The organism is Mycobacterium sp. NGS34 (assembly GCF_059812845.1).
In genome coordinates, this window is the sequence record NZ_JCALDM010000010.1 from 111,424 (window position 1) to 130,158 (window position 18,735).

The 18,735-nt window shown below is 69.3% G+C and carries 9 protein-coding genes; 6 read left to right on the top strand and 3 right to left on the bottom strand.

What is annotated here, in order from left to right; all coding sequences use genetic code 11:
• Window positions 1-27 precede the first annotated feature (27 nt).
• Both AC5Y7V_RS22835 and AC5Y7V_RS22840 read left to right on the top strand, forming a co-directional pair.
• Window positions 28-6,591, top strand: a complete 6,564-nt coding sequence (locus tag AC5Y7V_RS22835) for a fatty-acid--AMP ligase (protein ID WP_499882300.1) — start codon at window positions 28-30, stop codon at window positions 6,589-6,591.
• Between the two features lie 103 nt (window positions 6,592-6,694).
• Complete coding sequence (locus AC5Y7V_RS22840) at window positions 6,695-8,878, top strand: acyltransferase family protein (protein WP_499882301.1); 2,184 nt, start codon at window positions 6,695-6,697, stop codon at window positions 8,876-8,878.
• Between the two features lie 18 nt (window positions 8,879-8,896).
• Here AC5Y7V_RS22840 and AC5Y7V_RS22845 read toward each other — a convergent pair whose 3' ends face one another.
• Complete coding sequence (locus AC5Y7V_RS22845; protein WP_499882302.1) at window positions 8,897-10,537, bottom strand: GMC oxidoreductase; 1,641 nt, start codon at window positions 10,535-10,537, stop codon at window positions 8,897-8,899.
• A 135-nt stretch (window positions 10,538-10,672) separates the two neighbouring features.
• Between AC5Y7V_RS22845 and AC5Y7V_RS22850 the strand changes: the two genes are divergently transcribed.
• Window positions 10,673-11,674 carry a Gfo/Idh/MocA family protein gene (locus AC5Y7V_RS22850; protein WP_499882303.1) on the top strand — a complete coding sequence of 334 codons (1,002 nt, stop codon included), beginning with the start codon at window positions 10,673-10,675 and terminating at the stop codon, window positions 11,672-11,674.
• On the opposite strand, the gene AC5Y7V_RS22855 is transcribed toward AC5Y7V_RS22850, so the two are convergent.
• Window positions 11,635-12,477, bottom strand: a complete 843-nt coding sequence (locus tag AC5Y7V_RS22855; protein WP_499882304.1) for an alpha/beta fold hydrolase — start codon at window positions 12,475-12,477, stop codon at window positions 11,635-11,637. The genes AC5Y7V_RS22850 and AC5Y7V_RS22855 overlap by 40 nt on opposite strands.
• A gap of 187 nt (window positions 12,478-12,664) precedes the next feature.
• Between AC5Y7V_RS22855 and AC5Y7V_RS22860 the strand changes: the two genes are divergently transcribed.
• The gene (locus AC5Y7V_RS22860) at window positions 12,665-14,047 is read left to right on the top strand and encodes a nucleotide sugar dehydrogenase (RefSeq protein ID WP_499882305.1); all 1,383 of its coding nucleotides are present in this window, start codon (window positions 12,665-12,667) and stop codon (window positions 14,045-14,047) included.
• A gap of 47 nt (window positions 14,048-14,094) precedes the next feature.
• Entirely contained in the window at window positions 14,095-15,090 is a 996-nt protein-coding gene (locus tag AC5Y7V_RS22865) for an NAD-dependent epimerase/dehydratase family protein (protein ID WP_499882306.1), read from the top strand.
• Here the strand turns inward: AC5Y7V_RS22865 and AC5Y7V_RS22870 are convergent.
• Window positions 15,087-17,315, bottom strand: a complete 2,229-nt coding sequence (locus AC5Y7V_RS22870) for an acyltransferase family protein (RefSeq protein WP_499882307.1) — start codon at window positions 17,313-17,315, stop codon at window positions 15,087-15,089. The two genes, AC5Y7V_RS22865 and AC5Y7V_RS22870, sit on opposite strands and share 4 nt — an antisense overlap.
• A 139-nt stretch (window positions 17,316-17,454) precedes the next feature.
• On the opposite strand from AC5Y7V_RS22870, the gene AC5Y7V_RS22875 reads away from it, so the two are divergent.
• Window positions 17,455-18,723: a glycosyltransferase gene (locus AC5Y7V_RS22875; protein WP_499882308.1), complete on the top strand. Its 1,269-nt coding sequence runs from the start codon at window positions 17,455-17,457 to the stop codon at window positions 18,721-18,723.
• Window positions 18,724-18,735 lie beyond the last annotated feature (12 nt).

Below are 18,735 nucleotides of genomic sequence, written 5' to 3' on the forward strand. Positions count from 1 at the left end.
AAACACTCTCGCGCTAGGAACTCCCCGATGATTCGTGCTGACGCTCCGCAAGGACACGAGTCCTCCGTCCCTGCTCTGCTGCGGGAACGCGCCGGCTTGCGCCCCAGCGAAACCGCGTTCACGTTTGTCGATTACGAGCAGGACTGGGCGGGCGTTCCGGAAACCCTGACGTGGTCGCAGCTGTACCGCCGCACGTGCAACGTCGCGCGCGAACTCGACGGCTGCGGGTCGGTGGGCGATCGCGTGGTGATCGCGGCGCCCCAGGGACTCGGGTACGTCGCCGCATTTTTGGGCGCGTTGCACGCCGGTCGGATCGCCGTTCCGCTATCGGTTCCACTCGGCGGCGTCACCGATGAGCGGTTTATTTCCGTCCTGAGTGACGCGTCGCCGTCGGCGATTCTCACGACCTCCTCCGTCGCGGCCAACATCGCCGCGAACGTCGAGCCGAAGCAGGGCGAATCCGCGCCGTCGGTCATCGAGGTCGATCTGCTCGACCTCGACGCCGACAACGGTCCGGCCGCCGAGACCGAGATCCGGCCGGAAATCGCCTATTTGCAATACACCTCGGGGTCGACCCGCACCCCGAAGGGCGTGGAGATCTCGCACCACAACATCGTGGCGAACTTCGACCAGATCAATGTGGACATCTTCGGCGGCGCCGCCCCGCCCGACACCACGATGGTGTCCTGGCTGCCGTTCTATCACGACATGGGTCTGTATCTGGCCATCATCTTTCCCATCCTGGCGGGATTACCCACCCAGATCACCAGCCCGGCGTCGTTCCTGCAGCGACCCGCCCGATGGGTGCAAGCGCTGGCGAGCAACAGCCACGCATTCTCCGCGGCGCCGAACTTCGCTTTCGAATTGGCGGCGCGCAAAACCTCCGACGACGACATGGCCGGGCTCGACCTCGGCGACGTCCTCGGCATCCTCAACGGCAGCGAGCGAGTGCAACCCGTGACGCTGCAACGCTTTGCCGAGCGGTTCGCCCGCTTCAACTTTCACGCCCGGATGTTGCGGCCCGCGTATGGCATGGCGGAAGCGACGGTGTACATCGCGACGCGCGAACCGGGTCATTCGCCCGAAATCGTTCACTTCGAATCGGAGAAGCTGACCGCCGGGCACGCGAAACGCTGCGGGGACGGGGGCACACCGCTGGTGAGTTACGGCGTGCCGAGGTCGCCGGCGGTGCGCATCGTCGACCCCGATACCACCACCGAGTGCCCGGCGGGAACCGTCGGTGAGATCTGGGTGCAGGGTGGCAATGTCGCGCAAGGCTATTGGGGAAACCCTCCAGGAACCGAGGGCATGTTCGGTGCAACCCTTGCCGGCGCGTCGCCCGGCACCTCCGACGGCCCTTGGCTGCGATCCGGAGATTTGGGCTTCTTCTCCGACGGCGAGCTGTTCATCCTCGGCCGCATCAAGGATCTCTTGATCGTCAACGGGCGCAACCATTCTCCCGACGACATCGAGGCGACGATTCAGGAGATCACCCGGGGCCGCTGCGTGGCGATAGGGGTTCCGGATGACGGCGGCTTCGAGAGCCTGGTCGCCATCGCCGAGCTCAAAAATCGGGACGAACCCGAAGAGGCCGCGATGCAGCGGATGGGCGCCGTCCGGCGCGAAATCGCCACGGCCGTATCGAAGTCGCACGGTCTGAGCGTGGCGGATCTGGTTCTGGTGCCACCTGGTTCGATTCCCATCACCACGAGCGGCAAGGTCCGGCGGAGGGACTGCGTCCAGCTGTATCTGCGCGACGAGTTCACCCGGTTGGACGGGGAGATCCGCCGGCCGGCGCCGCGCGCGGTCGAGGACGCCGACGCGGACGCCGGCACCGACTCGGGATGGACGCAGCGCCTGCGCACGCTCCGCCGCCAGCAGCAGACGCTCCGCCGCCAGGAGCATGACCTGCTGGTGCAGGTGGTGTGCGCGCAGGCGGCGGTGGTGTTGGGGCGTCCCAGCGCCGAGGACGTCGACCCCGAATCCGCTTTTGGCGACCTGGGTTTCGATTCGGTGAAGGCCACGGAGCTGCTGGATCGGCTCAGGACCGAAACCGAGTTGCCGTTGCCGCCGACGCTGGCGTTCGATTATCCGACCCCCGACGAGTTGGCCGCCCACCTGGGCGGCCTGTTGGACGGGTCGGTCGCGGCGGCTCCCGCGGTCGAGTCGCGGGTGGCGGTGGACGAGCCGATTGCGGTGGTGGGCATGGCGTGTCGGTTCCCGGGTGGGGTGGATTCGCCGGAGGCGTTGTGGGATTTGGTGGCGACCGGCACCGACGCCGTCGGGGATTTTCCAGCTGACCGTGGCTGGAACCTGGGGGAATTGTTCGACCCCGACCCGGATGCGGTGGGCAAGACCTACACCCGCTCCGGAGGATTCCTGGCCGACGCGGCCGGGTTCGACGCGGAGTTTTTCGGGATCTCGGGGCGCGAGGCGCTGAGCATGGATCCGCAGCAGCGGTTGCTGTTGGAGGTGTGCTGGGAAGCGTTGGAAGCCGCGCGGATTGATCCGGCGGGCTTGGTGCGTACGGAGACCGGGGTGTTCGTGGGCGCGTGGTCACAGTCTTATGGCGGGGGCAGCTCGGAGGGTGTGGAGGGCTACGCGCTGACGGGTCTGTCCACCAGCGTGGCCTCGGGGCGGGTTGCGTATTCGTTGGGGTTGCAGGGCCCGGCGATCACGCTGGATACGGCGTGTTCGTCGTCGTTGGTGGCCACGCATTTGGCGTGCCAGTCGCTGCGTAACGGGGAGTCGTCTCTTGCTCTGGCCGGTGGGGTGACGGTGATGGCGACGCCGTCGGTGTTCACCGAGTTCGCGCGGCAGCGTGGCCTGGCCGCCGACGGGCGGTGTAAAGCGTTCTCCGCCAACGCCGATGGCACCGGCTGGGGCGAGGGTGCCGCGGTGCTGGTGTTGGAGCGGCTCAGCGATGCCCGGCGCAATGGGCATCCGGTGTTGGCGGTGATCGCGGGTTCGGCGATCAACCAGGACGGCGCCTCGAATGGGTTGACGGCCCCGAACGGGCCCTCTCAACAACGGGTGATCACCCAGGCCGCGGCCAACGCGGGGGTCGGGTTGGATCAGGTCGATGTGGTCGAGGCGCATGGCACCGGCACGACGTTGGGGGATCCGATCGAGGCCGGCGCGTTGATTGCCACCTACGGTGCGGCGCGGGGACCAGAGCATCCACTGTGGTTGGGGTCGATCAAATCCAACATCGGGCACACCCAGGCCGCGGCCGGGGTGGCCGGGTTGATCAAGATGATCGAGGCCCTCAATCACGACAGCCTGCCGCCGACGTTGAACGTGGATCGCCCCAGCCCGCACGTGGATTGGTCGGCGGGCACGGTGCGCCTGCTCACCGAGCCGGTGGCTTGGCCGGACACCGATCATCCCCGCACGGCGGCGGTGTCCTCGTTCGGGATCAGCGGCACCAACGCCCACGTCATCCTGCAACAAGCCCCCGCCGCGCCCATCGAGCCCGAGTCCGAGTCCGCTGAGGGTGTCGACTTCGGGTTGCGGGTGTGGCCGCTGTCGGCGCGCACGCCTGCGGCGTTGCGCGGACAGGCCGACCGGCTGCACCACCACCTGCTCGCTCATCCGGACCTGGATCTGACCGATGTGGCTTACAGCCTGGCCGCTACGCGGACCCATCACCCGTATCGGGCCGTGATCACCGGAGCGCCGGACGGTGTTGACGCGCACGAGGATCTGTTGGCCGCGTTGGATGCGCTGCGCGAGGGGCGCCCGCATCCGCGGCTGCTTCAGCGCCATTTCCTGACGCATCTGCGCGGCAAGACGGTGTTCGTCCTGCCCGGCCAGGGTGGCCAATACGCCGGCATGGGCCGCGAGTTGTATCAACGCCATCCGGTGTTCGCGGCGATGGTCGACGACTGCGACGAGGCGTTGCGCCCGTTCACCGGGTGGTCGGTGCGCGAGGTGCTGTTGCAGGCGCCGGGGGCGCCGTCGCTGGATCGGGTGGATGTGGTGCAGCCGGTGCTGTTCACGATGATGGTGTCGCTGGCCGAGGTGCTGGGCTTTTACGGCATCACCGCGGACGCGGTGATCGGTCACTCGCAGGGCGAGATCGCCGCCGCGTATCTGGCTGGGGTGTTTTCGTTGCCGGAGGCGGCCCAGATTGTGGCGCGGCGCAGTCAGGCGTTGGGCGAGCTGTGTGGGGCCGGGGCGATGGCCTCGGTGCTGCTGGGCGCCGAGGCGCTCGAACCGCTGCTGGGACCGTGGAACGGGGCGTTGAGTGTGTCGGCGATCAACGGCCCGTCGCACACCATCATCAGCGGCGAGCCGAACGCGATGGAGCAGTTCGGCGCGGCCTGTGAGCGTGACGGCATCCAGTTCCGTCCGATTGCGGTGGATTACGCCTCGCACTGCGCTCAGGTCGAGGCGGTGCGCGAGCGGCTGCTGGCTGACCTCGGCGAGCTGAACCCGGCGCTGGCGCGTGTTCCGTTGTATTCGACGGTGGGGCAGGCGGTTTCGGGTGATCCGTTGGACACCACCACGATGGACGCCGAGTATTGGTACCGCAACCTGCGTGAGCCGGTCAGGTTTTATGATCGGGTGGCCGAGCGGCTGGCCGCCGGCGAGTGCACGTTTGTCGAGCTGTCCCCGCATCCGGTGTTGGCCCCCGCACTGTCCGACACGCTGGCCCAGACCCCAGGGCGGGCCCAGTCGACGGTCGTCGTCACGCTGCACCGGGAACGTGCGGATCACGACAGCCTGGCAATGGCGTTGGCGCAGCTGCACACTCACGGCCACAGCCCCTCCTGGCAATCGCTCTACCCGCGCGCCCGCACCGTCACGCTGCCCACCTACCCCTTCGACCACCGCCGCTACTGGCTCGCCCCCAACCTGCCGGGCCCGGTCGCCGCACTGGCCGACGAAGACCGGGTCACGGCGGCAAGCCCCCGAGCGCTGGCCGCCACGTTGGCCGCCCAGACCCGCGAGCAACGGCTCGACACACTCACCGCGCTGGTCACCGAGACGGCCGCCGCCGTTTTGGCCCATCCCGATCCGGCGGCGCTCGACCCCGACGGGCCCCTGAAAGACCTCGGCATCGACTCGCTGACGGCAATGGAGTTGCGCAACAGCCTCAACCGGCACACCGGCCTGGCCCTGCCGGCGACGCTGGTTTTCGACCACCCCACCCCGGCGCAGCTCGCCGGCCACCTGGCCGACCTGCTGAACGACACCGAGCTGCCCGGGGCCCCGGCGGCTGAGGTCCGCGCGCGTAGCGACGAACCGGTGGACAACAGGCTCGCGCACGTGGATCAAGCGGTGTTTCTGATGATGCGAGCAGTGCACGGCACGCAGGTCCAGTTCATCTGGGTCTACGACCGTGGCGTGAATGTCGATGGGCTGCGGCGCTTTCAGCGCAACCTGGGCCGCGGGCTGTTGGGGCGCAGGGTCGAGCGTTCCCCGATACCGTTCGCGCGTGATCACTGGGTGGCGGCCCCGGCCCCGGAGGACCTCGACGTCGCCGCGACGCCGCGACGGCGCGCCGACGTGAGCGCCTGGGCCGACGAACGGGTGCGCCTACCCATCGATCCGGAGTGGGGACCCGGCTGGCATCTCGGAGTGCTTCCGCTCGAGGGCGGCGGGGCCGCGATAAGCCTGGTGGTCTCGCACACGATCGTCGACGGGATTGGATTGGTCGAGGCGATCGCCGATGCCGCCGAGGGCAGGACGCGCGATCTGGGCTACCCGCCCGCGGGATCGCGCACCGGCGGGCGCGCCCTGCGCGAGGACTTCGGCCGTACGGTCAAAGAACTGCCCGACATCGCGCGGGCGTTGACGGCCACGGCCCGACGGGCCTGGCCCGACCGCAAGCAATTCGCATCCTCGATCAAGGCGGCGCCGCCCTCCCCGAGGACGGCCGGCGACGATCAGGCGGTAGAGGTGCCCGCCCTGACCGCATACATCGACCCGGCCCAGTGGGACGCCCGCGCGAAAAGCCTTGGTGTGAGCAGCAACTCGCTGGTGGCGGGCCTCGCGTCCAGGCTCGCGGTGCGGGTCGGGCGCGTCCGTGACGACGGAAAAGTCACCCTGCGATTCCCGATATCGCTACGGACCGAAGGCGATACCCGCGGCAATGCGCTCACGGTGGTCGACGTCGCGGTCGACCCCACGCACGCCGCGACGGACCTCAGGGACACGCAGGCGAAGATCACCCGCGCGATCCTCGCGGGCATGGAGAACCCCGACGAAGAGTTTTTGGCGACATTCCCACTGGCGGCGATGGTTCCGAAGCGGCTGAACAGGAGGCTGGCGGGGATGGCGGCGGGCGGTGCCAGCCTTCCGGTGACCGTCTCCAATTTCGGTGACCTGTCCGCGGCCGTGAACCGGCCCGACGGCAGCGACGCCGACTACGCGTACATGCGATCCTACGAACCCGACATCAAGAAGAGCACGCTCGAACACATCGGTGGACAACTGTTCGTTGGCTCGGGGCGGGGCAACGGGAAGATCTTCATCAGGATCTCCGCATATGTACTCGGCCGGGAAAACACCAAAAATGAGCTGCGGGAGACCATTTCGCGGACCTTCGCCGAATTCGATTTGACCGCAGAGATCGATGACTAACCAGCACTCCCGGCGTCGGGCGCCCGACCCCCGTGATGGTGCCGATCCGGTGATTTCGCCAACCCCGCAATCTGTTCAACACGCGTGTGATAATCCTCCCTTGGTGACCTCTCAACAGTCCGGCAGCGTCAGCCCAACCGAAGAGACTCAGAGTCGGCCCTCCGCACAATCGCGGTTCCGCCCCGACATCGAGGGCTTGCGTGCCGTCGCCGTGCTGGCCGTGGTCCTGTTCCACGCCGGGATGCCGGGTATCAGCGGTGGGTTCGTCGGCGTGGACGTCTTCTTCGTCATTTCGGGCTTCCTCATCACCGGGCTGCTGTGGCGCGAGGCGACCGCCAGCGGCAAGGTCCGGCTGGGCGGCTTCTACGGGGCGCGGGCGCGCCGGCTGCTGCCGGCATCGGCGACGGTCGGCGTCGTCACCGCCATCGCGGCATTTCTCCTCCTGCCGCCGTTGCAGGTCGGCAGCGTCCTTCGGGACGGCATCGCCAGCGCGCTGTACGTCAGCAACTACTGGTTCATCAATGGAAGCGTCAACTACTTCGGCGGCCACCTGCCGCCGTCGCCGTTCCAGCACTACTGGTCGTTGGGTGTCGAGGAGCAGTTCTACCTGGTATGGCCGGCGCTGATCATCGGCACGGCCTTTGTCATCCGGCGCGTGCGCCGGCGCACCAGGACCCAGGCCACCGCGTCGAAGCGCCCCTATCTCGTGGTCCTCGCGCTGGTCGCGGTCGCGTCGTTCGCGCTGTCACTGGTGGACACCCTTTGGTTGCCGTCCGTGGCCTTCTACTCGCTGCCGACCCGGGCCTGGCAGTTGGCGGTCGGCGGCATCGTCGCCCTCACCGCCGACCAATGGCGCCGGCTGGCGCCCCGGGCTGCCGTGCCGGCCGGCTGGGCCGGGCTGGTCCTGATCCTGCTGGCCTGCGTCTGGCTGGGCCCGACCACCCCGTATCCCGGTATCGCCGCCCTGTTGCCCGCGCTGGGCGCGGCGCTGGTGATCGGGGCCGGCTGCGCCGTGGCGTCGCAGGGGTGCGGCCGCGTCCTGGCGGTGTCGCCGATGCGGGCGATCGGCCGGATCTCCTACTCGTGGTACCTGTGGCACTGGCCGGTGCTGGTGCTCGCGCCCGCGTTGCTGGGCCACCCGCTGGGCCTGGCCGCCAGGCTGGCAGCGGCCCTGATCTCCGGCGGGTTGGCGGTGCTCACCCTGCGTTTCATCGAGAACCCGCTGCGATTCGCCTCGCCGATACGCCGATCCGCGCTGGCCAGCCTCGCGCTGGGTGGTGCGGCCACCGCGGTCGCGGTGTCGGTGGGCCTGGTGCTGCTGGAGCACGTGCCGACCCCGGTCGGGCGCGGCCCGGCGGCGGCGCCGCTGTCCATCGCCGCGGCCCCCGTCCCCGCCGGCTCCAGCGTCGACGCCTACGACGTGGCGGTGCGGCAGGCGTTCGCGCAGGTGCAGGCTGCGGTTGCGGCGTCGGCCGGCCTCCAGGCCGTCCCGTCGAACCTGAGCCCGCCCCTGGCGACGTCCGGTGACCTGTTGTTCAACGGCTGCCTGCGCAACATCGCCGAAGTCGGACAGCCCGAGTGCGCGAGCGGCGACACCGCGTCGACGACCACGATCGCGCTGGCCGGCGACTCGAACGCCGCGATGTGGAATCCCGCGTTCCAGCAGATCGCGGCCCAGCGGCACTGGCGGCTGGAGACCTTGGCCAAGGGGGCCTGCCCCCTGATGGACTTGCCCAGCAGCGTGCCCCTGCACCACCTGGCCGAACGATATTCACACTGCCAGCAGTGGCGCGAGCAGATCATGGCCCGGTTACGCGCCGAGCACCCGCGGCTGGTGGTGCTGAGCATGTGGCGGGGTTACACCGCCGAAAGCGAACGGCTGCTGGGTGTCGACGCATACGGCCCGGCCTGGGTCCAGAGCCTCACGCGTCTCGTGCAGCAACTGCGCGACATCGGCGCCAAGGTGCTGGTGCTCGGGCCGATCCCGGATCCGCAGTCCGAGGTGCCGATCTGCCTGTCCGGGCACCTCGACGACGCGACGGCCTGTTCGCCGCCCGCGTCGTCGGCGGTCAACCGGCCGGGCATCGCGGCCGAGTCCGCCGGCGCCAAGGCCGGCGGCGGACAATACGCCGACCTCACCGAGCTGTTCTGCACCAAGGCCCGCTGCCCGGTCATCGTCGGCAACACCCTCGTCTACCGCGACTGGCGGCACATCACGCTGGAGTACTCGCGGCTGTTGGCGCCGGCGATCGGGGCGCTGGCCGACCGCGCGCTCGCCGACGGCTGATCCCCGGACGACAAGCGGTCAGTCGGTGAAATGCGCCTGGCTCACGTGCGCGGCCACCCGTAAGGCGTTGGCCGCGACCGTCAGACTGGGGTTCAACCCGGCGCTGGACGGGAAGAACGAGGTGTCCACGACGTAGAGGTTGTCCACCTCGTGCGCCCGGTTTTGCGGGTCCAGCACGCTGGTCTTCGGGTCGGTGCCGAAGCGGCAGGTGCCGCAGACGTGGCCGAGGTTCGCGTTGTCCTTGCCGGTGCCCAGGGTGAGGTTGCGGAACGGCTGCAACACCTCCTTCAGCTGCCGCACGAACGCCGCGCGGCGCTCGACCTCGCTGGGGTGCAACCGGTACCGAAGTCGCAGCCGCTGGCGATCGTCGGCGCCGGGCCGGTCGCTCGGCAGGACGCGGTTGTCCAGGTACGGCAGGTCCTCCATGATCCCGGCCAGCACCAGGCCGCCGGTGACGAACCGCTGATACAACCGGCGCCCCGCGGGGCCCGTCGCGCGTAGCGCTTTGCCCCGCCGGCCGGGGCGGTTGGCCAGCCACTCCATGGGCGGTATCTCGCCGAACGACTGCACGGTGCCGTACTTCTGCCCGTCAGTGAAATAGAAGTCGTTGAGCCCGATTTCCTTGTTCGGCGTCGTGATCGTGCGTTTGGGGTTGGGCCAGATCTCGATCGGCTCGAGCAGGTGGCGCATCAGGTTGCGGCCCACCCAGTCCGAGCCGTTGGCCAGCCCGCGCGGCCAGTCGCCGGACCGGGAGTTGAGCAACAAGACGGGGGTGGCCAGCGCGCCGGCCGCCAGCACCACGACCTTGCCCGTCAGTGCCAGCATGTCCGAGCGGCGCTGGGCGATCACCCGCTGCACGCGGGTGCGGTCGGCCTCCAGGCGCACGACCCGGCATTCGGTCAGCAGGTGCGCGCCGTGCTCGGTGATCGCGGGGAGCACGCCGTTGCGGGCGGCGTCGTTCTTGCACGGCCGGGGGCAGAGATACGTCTGGCAGGTGGTGCAGCCCTCGGTGTAGTCGCAGGCCATCGGCAGGTGGTAGGGGTGCAGGCCGCGGCCGCTCAGGTAGTTGACCAGCGGCTGGTTGTCGGATGAAAAGGGCGGCGCCGCAGGCAAACCCACGTCGGCGGACTCGGGGCGCAGGGGATCGGGCGCGCCGCGCACCCCCAACAGTTTTTCGGCCTCGGCATACCACGGGCTCAGCTGGTCGTAGCTGATCGGCCAGGCCTCGGGCACGGTGGAATCACCGGGGTCGCGGAAGTTTTGCCGCGGGGTGAAGTCTTGGGCGAAGAACCGCTCGCAGACCATGCCGTAGAGGGCCGAGGAGCCGCCGGTGCCGCTGCCGATGAACGGCACGTACTTCTTCGGGCGCCGCCCGCTGATGTCTTCGATCTCGTCGGTGGTGCGTCCCGCGCGAGCCAACGCGTCGTAGTAGGCCTCGGCGGAACGGACCGCGCCCGGTTCGGCGAGTTCCGGCATGGCCGCGCGAATCGTTCCCGGCGTCCCCGGCAGGGTCGAGCGGCCCTTTTCGACGAACAGCACCCGCCGGCCCGCGCGGGCCAGCGAGTGGCCCAGCATCCCGCCGCCCATGCCGGTGCCGACGACGATCACGTCCCACACAACGCGTTCGGCCTCGCGCGCACTCAGGTCGCCGTCAGCCAATCGAGCTCCTCAGCGGATGGTGTCCAACGCTTTGCCCGGTCCGGGCGAATCGCGATCCTAGCATCGCTTTGCCGCCGTCCGATCCGTTCAAAATTGTTGCGGTGGCCAGCCGGATCGACTGTTAGCATCGCCCCCATGTCTGCAGGCGGCGGCCCGGTACGGATCGGAATCTTGGGTGCTTCACGTTGGGCGCCCACGACGTTTCTCACCCCGGCCAAGGAGAACACCGAGGTCGTCGTCGCCGCGGTGGCGTCGCGGGATGCGTCCCGCGCGCGGGACTTTGCCGCCAAACACGGCATCGCCCGGGCGCACGACAGCTACGAGGAGTTGGTCGCCGACCCGGACCTCGACGCGGTCTACAACCTGCTGCCGACCAGCGTGCACGGCAGGTGGACCCGCGCCACGCTCGACGCGGGCAAGCACGTGCTGTGCGAAAAGCCGTTCACCGCCAATGCCGCCGAGGCCCGCGAGATCGCCGAACTGGCCGCCAAGTCCGACCGGGTCGTCATGGAGGCGCTGCAATACCGCTTCCACCCGCTGACCCAGCGCGTCGAGCAGATCATCGCGTCGGGGGAGCTGGGCAAGCTGGAGCGGGTGGAGGTCGCCGTCTGCGTGCTGCTGCCGAAGCGCTCCAACGCCAACGTGTACGACTACGGCCTGGCCGGGGGCGCGGTGATGGACGCCGGCGTGTACACGGTCGACATGCTCCGCACGTTCGGCGGTTCGACTCCCGATGTCGTCTCGGCGAAGGCGAAACTGGACGGTCCCCAGGTGGACCGGGTTATGACGGCGGAAATGCGGTTCGCCGAGGGGCACACGGGCCGGCTGCACTGCGCCCTGTGGTCGTCGAACCTGTTCTGGGCGAACGCCAAGATCATCGGCGACCGCGGCCAGCTGAGCTACTTCAGCCCGGCGGCCCCGCACCTGTTGCCCCGGCTCTCGATCCGCTCGGCCGACGGGAAGCGCGTGGAGCGATTCCCGCGGCGCACCACCTACGCCTATCAGCTCGACGCTTTCGCCGGGGCGGTGCTGCGCGGTGAGCCGGTGAAGACGACGGCCGAGGGCGCGATCGAGAACATGACCGTCATCGACGGGATCTATCGCGCCGCCGGCCTTCCGCTGCGCCAGCCGGGCTGAGACTTCGGCGCCGCGATCTCGGGCGGCAGGGGGCCGTCGGTGAACCACCCGTCGAGCGTGCGGGCGAACAGGTCCGGATAGCGCGTCGGCCAGTCATGGGGCATGCCGAGTGCGACCCGGTCCACCCCGTTGGGCATTTCCCGGGCGAGCGCCGCGGCCCACCGGCGGACGAGCGGCAACTCCTTGGCGCCGGTCACGAACATGGTGGGCGAATCCGATTGGCCGAGTTCCTCGGGAAGGGTGAATCCCGACGACGCCAGGGTGACGTCGGCGAGCTGCCCGCTGGTGATCAGGCGCACGTCCTCGCGGTACTCGTCGATGTGGGCCGCGGGAACCCTTGCCTGCCAAGCGTTCCGGTAGCGGCGCACCATCGCGCGGTACGCCGGGTTCCGGGCGGGCAGCGACAACACGCGCCGCGTCAACTCCACGAACGGCACCCTGTTGATGATCGTCCCGCACAGCACCGCGCGATCGACGAGCTTCGGCTCGGTCGCCAGCAGCTGCACCCCCACCTGAGCCCCGAGCGACAGGCCCACCACGTGCGCCCGGCCCGCGTCCACGCGGGAGCGGATCAGCTCCGCGACCGCGGCGGCGGCCCGGCCCATGTCGAACGGGCCCTGCTCGAAGCTCTTGCCGTAGTGCGGCAGATCGGGGACCAGGCAGCGGTATTGCGGCATGCGTTCGACCACCGGTTCCCAGTACCAGCCGCTGGTATACGCGCCGTGCAGGAAGACGATTGTGGGTGCCCCGACCGGACCGGATTCGCGCACGAACAGGTCCATGCGGGCGACCTTATCAGCCATACACGGGGATCTTTCCGGTCTATCGCGGTCGTCTACGAGGTGGTACTCGAAGCCCAACTCCGGGTGCCTACCCAAACTTCTGGTCTATTGTACCGGTGTTGGATTAGACTGCCGGACGGTTAGCCAGGGGCGGGAGGCCCCTTCCAATCCACACCGCGCACGGGGGACCGAAGGGCGAGGTTCCGCGATGGCAGAAGGCGTTTTCGGACGCAGCGACGCTGAGATCGATCTGATCGTCCGAGGCATGCGGTCGGGGATCGCAGTCGTCGGCTTCGGCTACATCGGCACGGTGATCGGCGCCGTGCTGGCCGACCGCGGCTGGCCGGTGACCGGGATCGACGTCCGGCAGAACGTCGTCGACGAGATCAACGCGGGCCGGACCACCGTTCCCGAGCCGGGGCTTGGCGAGCTGGTGGCCGACAACGCGCGGGTCGGACGGCTGCGCGCCACGACCGATTTCGGCGCCGTCGCCGACAACGACTTCGTCATCGTCACCGTCGGCACCCCGCTGGGTCCGGACTACGAGCCCATCGTCGACGACATCAAGGCCGCGGCGCGGGCCGTCGGGGAGCACCTGCACCGCGGCCACCTGGTCATCCTCAAGAGCACGGTGCCGCCCGACACCACCGAAAACCTGGTGCTGCCGATCCTCGAGGAGACCTCGGGGCTGCGGGCCGGCATCGACTTCGGGTTGGCGTTCTGCCCCGAGCGGCTCGCCGAAGGTCAGGCCATCCGCGAGCTGACGTCGATCCCCGTCGTAGTCGGCGCGGTCGACGAGCGCACCGCGCGCGCCTGCTCCACGCTGTGGCGCCACGCCCTGGGGGTGGAATCCATCGTCGTCGACGACCCGCGCACGGCCGAGATGGTCAAGCTCGCGGACAACCTCTGGATCGACCTCAACATCGCGATGGCCAACGAGCTGGCCAAGGTGTGCGACCGGCTGGACATGGACGGGCTGCAGGTCATCGAGGCCGCCAACTCCATGCCGAAGGGCACCCACAACGTCAACATCCTGCGGCCCAGCATGGGTGTGGGCGGCTACTGCCTGACGAAGGATCCGTGGTTCGTCAACCATCTCGGCGAGTCGCTCGGGTTGGAGCTGGGCATCCCGCGGACCTCGCGGACCGTCAACGACACCATGCCCGCCTACACCTACGGGCTGCTGACCCAGCTGCTGGCCGAGCAGGACAAGGCCATCGAGACCAGCAAGATCGCGGTGCTGGGCATCGCGTTCAAGAACAACACCGGCGACTGCCGGCTCACGCCCACCAAGTACGTCGTCTCCCTGCTGGAGGAGTCCGGCTGCGAGCTGTCCATCCATGACCCCTGGGTGCCCGACGAGGAGGCCCCCACGGTGACGAAGATCCCGCTGACCCCCGACATCGAGTCGGCGGTCAAGGATGCCGACGCCCTGGTAGTGCTCGCGGGCCACCGGGAATTCCACCAGATCCCGCTGGCCCGGCTCGCGGACCTCACCGCGCCCGGCTGCGTGTTCCTCGACGGGCGCAACAGCTTCGACCCGGCGGCCGTGCGCGCCGCCGGATTCCTCTACAAGGGGATCGGCCGATAGGCATACTGCAGGCGAAGTAAACCTGTACCCAGAATGAAAGAGCGACTATGTCTAATGTCGTCGTAACGGGCGGCTATGGTCTGATCGGATCGCACCTGGTGTCCACGCTGCTGGACCGCGGCGACTCGGTCACGGTGTTCGACCAGGCGAAGAACACCCGCGACACCAGCATCGACTTCGACAAGCACCCCAACTTCCGGTTCGTGCAGGGCGACGTCACCGACCTGAGCGCGCTCGAAGCGGCCCTGACGCCCGGTGTCGACAAGATCTTCCACCTGGCCGCGGTCGTCGGCGTCAAGAACTACATGAAGGATCCGCTGCGCGTTCTCGACGTCAACGTGACCGGCACCCGCAACGTGCTGGAGCTGAGCCAGCGGCACGGCACCCGCGTGGTGTTCGCCAGCACGTCCGAGGTGTTCGGCAAGAACCCGAACCCGCCGTGGGCGGAGGACGACGACCGGGTGCTCGGTTCCACCAGGACGGCGCGGTGGAGCTACAGCACCAGCAAGGCCATGGCCGAGCATCTCGTCTTCGCGATGCACACCGCCGTCGGGCTGCCGGTGACGGTCGTTCGCTACTTCAACGTCTACGGCCCGCGGCAGAACCCGATTTTCGTGATTTCGCAGTCCGTTCACCGCATCCTCAACGGCCGCCGGCCGTTGCTGTACGACTCGGGTGACCAGACGCGGTGCTTCACCTTCGTCGACGACGCGATCGCCGGCACCCTGCTCGCGGCCGACAGCGACGCGGCGATCGGCGAGGCCTTCAACATCGGGAGCATGACCGAGACCACCATGCGTGACGCCGTCGAACTGGCGATCAAGATCGCCAACGTCGAGGGGGTGTCCGAAGCCGAAGTCGTCGACACGGCGGCGCGCTACGGCGGCCGTTACGAGGACATTCCCCGTCGTATTCCGGACTCCACCAAGGCGCAGCGGGAGCTGGGGTGGCGCCTCAAGGTCGACGTCGAGGAGGGGATCCGCCGCACCATCGATTGGGCGCGGGCCAACCCCTGGTACCTCGAGGGACCCGCGGGGGACTAGCGGGCGAGCGCTCGGTCGGCGAGCGCCCCCATCGCCGGCGCCAGCTCCCGGGAGTAGTCGGCCGTGATGTGGTTCCAGTCGAGGTAGACCATGGCGTTGCCGACGATCACGGGGCAGCGGCTGGTGGTACAGAACAGCTCGGTGAGGTCGGCGTATTGGCCGCCGCTGGCTTTGGTGGCAGTGGTCTCGGCCGCGATCCCGGCGTCGTTCACCGCGGCCGACCGGGGCGGGGAGCAGGCCGTCGCGTCATCGAGGTGGCCGGACAGGCATTCCGGCACCGGCGTGCCCGGGTCGGGGACCGGGCCCAGCACCAGCACCCTGGTGCCGGTGCTGCGCAGCTGCTGCACCAGGCGGGTCAGGCTGTCGATCCACGCCGGGTCGTACGGCGTGTAGCCCGCCTGCCAACTGCCCTCGCTGTGCTCCCGCGACATGCTCACCACCACCAGGCGCGGGTGCTCGGCGCGCAACCGGGCCAGGATCAGCGCCCGCCACTCGTCGCAGTGCATGAAGCGTTCGATCAGGCCGTCGAGGTGTTTGGCGATCGGCACGTCGAGCAAGGGGCAGCCCGCCTTGGCCATCATCTCCAGCCGCCAGTGCCGTTGTTCGGCGATCGGCTGAAAGGCCGGATCCCACATCGCCGCGTGTGAGTCGCCGACCAGGGCCACCGTCGTGCTCGACGCGGTGTCGCCCGTCGCGCACTCGGGCTGCCCGCTCTGGTTGGCGCCGCGGAAGCAGCCGCTGGACCACATCGCGTTCTGCCCGGCCGTCGCCTCGGCGACCGGGGGTTGCAGGTTCGACGGCACGGCCCTCAGCTCGGCCGACGCCGCGACCGCGGCCTGCGCCTGCGCGAATGCCTGCTGCACCGCCGCGTCGTAGGCGTCCATGCCGTCGCCCGCGGGAACCGGCGCCGCGGTGATGGTCAACGGCGTGCCGGGCACGCCGCGGCCGACCGGAATCGGAATCCACGCCAGCATCGCCACACCCACGCCGACGGCCACCGCGGTGGCGGTGGCGCCCACCGCGAAACTGGCCAGCGGGGACTTGCGCAGGGGGGCGGCATAGCGCAGCGGGGTCTCGACGTACCGCAGCGTGAGCATGCCCAGGCCGCCGGACAGCAGGACCGCCACCAACCGGCCAACCAGGCCCAGCTGGTGGCCCAGCAGCGGCACGGCGAGCACCAGCACTGGCCAGTGCCACAGATACCACGAGTAGGACAGCCGGCCCATCTCGCGCATCGGCTTGAACGCCAGGATGCGGCCCGCCCCCAGCGTGGGCGTGGCGCAGCCGGCGCCGATCACCAGGACCGTGCCGAGCAGCGGCCAGATCGCGGCGGTGCCCGGATACGGCGTCGCCGGGGTCAGCCGGTTGCAGACCAACACGATCAGGGCCAGCCCCGCCCATCCGGTGATCGCGGCCGCCCGCGCCGGCAGCCGGCGCCACTGGTTGGCGGTGAGCGCCAGCATGCCGCCCACGGCCAGGTCCCACGCCCGCGTGGGCAGCGAGAAGTACGCCGCCGGCGGCACCAGGTAGGTGGTCAGCAGCGACAGCGCGAACGACAGGATCGCGACCAGAGCGAACACCGCCAGGAAGGCGCGCTTCGGTGAGTTCGACGACGTATTAGTAGTAGCGCCGGTGCGTCGGCGGCGGGTGCGCCGGATCAGCCACCAGGTGCCGATGATCAGCACCGGCCACACCAGGTAGAACTGCTCCTCGACGCCCAGGGTCCAGTAGTGCTGGAACGGCGACGGCGGTTGATGGCCGCCGAAGTAGTCGACGTTTTCGTGGATGAACCAGTAGTTGCCGACGTATAACGCGCACGCGATGCCGTCCTCCACCACGGTCTTGGCCTGCAGGGGCGACAACAGGACCGCCGAGGCGACCACGGTCACGCTCCCGATCAGGGCCGCGACCGGCAGCAGGCGGCGGACCCGCGCGGCATAGAACTTGCGCAGCCCGAGGGTGCCGGTGTTGTTCACCTCGCGCCAGAGCTGCCCGGTGATGACGAAGCCCGAAATGATGAAGAAGATGTCCGGGCCGACGAACCCGCCGCTCGCGCCGGGCACGTCGGCGTGGAAGAGCAGGATGGCCACCAGCGTCAGCGCGCGCAGGCCCTCGATGTCCGGGCGGAATTCCTTGTGTGCCGAGCCCCGATCCTGCGCCACCCCGGCGGGGCTAACGCTTTCGGCCTGGACCACGGTCACCCACCTGTCTGAGGAGGCGTTCATCGAATCGAGGCATTATCACACACACGTTCAATGCCCCTCGGCCGAATCCGCGACTGCCCGGTTATGCTGCTGGGCGGCTGGGAGCGGTCGCGTCCATTCCCCACCCGCGCAAGGGAAGTGAAAGGCTAGGATCTCGCCGATGAAGTTCGTGCTGGCAAACTGGGGAACTCGCGGCGAGGTCGAGCCCTACGTCACTGTCGGCCGCGAGCTGGTGCGCCGCGGGCACGACGTGCAGATGGCCGTCGCGCCCGAAATGGTCAGCTTCACCGAGGCGGCCGGTCCCACGGCGGTCGCCTACGGGCCGGAATTGAAGGCCATCCTGGACCCGCACCGCGATTTCTGGGCCGGCCTGTTCACCACCCCCTGGAAGGTCCGGGAACTGGGCAGGCTGTCGGGCGAATATTCGGCGCCCCTTTCCCAGTGCCGGCCCGAGGTCAGCGCGACGCTGACGTCGCTGGCCGAGGGCGCCGACCTGCTGCTGACCGGCATGAATTTCGAGGACGACGCGCTCAACGCCGCGGAGTATCGCGACATCCCGTTCGCCACCCTGCACATCTTCCCGCTGCGGGCCAACGGCCGCCTGCTGCCGTTCCTGCCGGCGCCGCTGGCCCGCTCCGCCACCCGGACGCTGGACTGGCTGGCCTGGCGCGGGGGCAAGGCGGTCGAGGATGCGCAGCGCCGTGACCTTGGTTTGCCCGCGGCGACACGCCCGTGGCCGCGCCGGATCGCCGAACGCGGCTCGCTGGAAATCCAGGCCTACGACGAGGTGTGCTACCCCGGGCTGGCGGCCGAATGGGCGGAATTCGGCGGCCGGCGGCCGTTCGTCGGCGCGCTGACGATGGAGTTGCCGACGGACGCCGACGAGGAAGTCGCGGCGTGGATTGCGGCGGGAAAACCGCCGATCTGCTTCGGGTTCGGCAGCGTCGGCGTCGAATCCGCCGCCGACACGCTCGCGATGATCAGCTCGGCGTGCGCGCAGCTGGGCGAGCGGGCGCTGGTGTGTGCGGCCGGGTCGGACTACAGCAACGTCCCGCACTCCGAGCACGTCAAGGTGGTGGGCGTGATGAACTACGCGGCGGCCTTGCCCGCCTGCCGCGCGTTCGTGCACCACGGCGGCTGCGGCACCACGAACGCGGGCCTGCGCGCGGGCCTGCCGACGTTGATCCTCTGGACGCTGCCCGATCAGGGGCTCTGGGGAGCGCGGGTCAAACGACTGAAAGTCGGTACCGGGCGGCGCTTTTCGGCCACCACCGAGAAATCGTTGGTCGCGGACCTGCGCACCGTCCTCGACCCGCAATGCCTCACCCATGCCCGCGACCTCGCCGCCCGGATGACCAAACCCGCCGAGAGCGTCGCGGTCACCGCCGATCTGGTGGAGAACTTCGCGCGCCTCAAGCGGGTCGGCTGATCGGCGACCGCG

Coding starts and splice junctions, on each gene's coding strand:
- AC5Y7V_RS22850 (WP_499882303.1), top strand. CDS start 10,673: ATGTCTGCAGGCGGCGGCCCGGTACGGATCGGAATCTTGGGTGCTTCA.
- AC5Y7V_RS22870 (WP_499882307.1), bottom strand. CDS start 17,315: ATGAACGCCTCCTCAGACAGGTGGGTGACCGTGGTCCAGGCCGAAAGC.
- AC5Y7V_RS22835 (WP_499882300.1), top strand. CDS start 28: ATGATTCGTGCTGACGCTCCGCAAGGACACGAGTCCTCCGTCCCTGCT.
- AC5Y7V_RS22860 (WP_499882305.1), top strand. CDS start 12,665: ATGGCAGAAGGCGTTTTCGGACGCAGCGACGCTGAGATCGATCTGATC.
- AC5Y7V_RS22855 (WP_499882304.1), bottom strand. CDS start 12,477: ATGGCTGATAAGGTCGCCCGCATGGACCTGTTCGTGCGCGAATCCGGT.
- AC5Y7V_RS22865 (WP_499882306.1), top strand. CDS start 14,095: ATGTCTAATGTCGTCGTAACGGGCGGCTATGGTCTGATCGGATCGCAC.
- AC5Y7V_RS22875 (WP_499882308.1), top strand. CDS start 17,455: ATGAAGTTCGTGCTGGCAAACTGGGGAACTCGCGGCGAGGTCGAGCCC.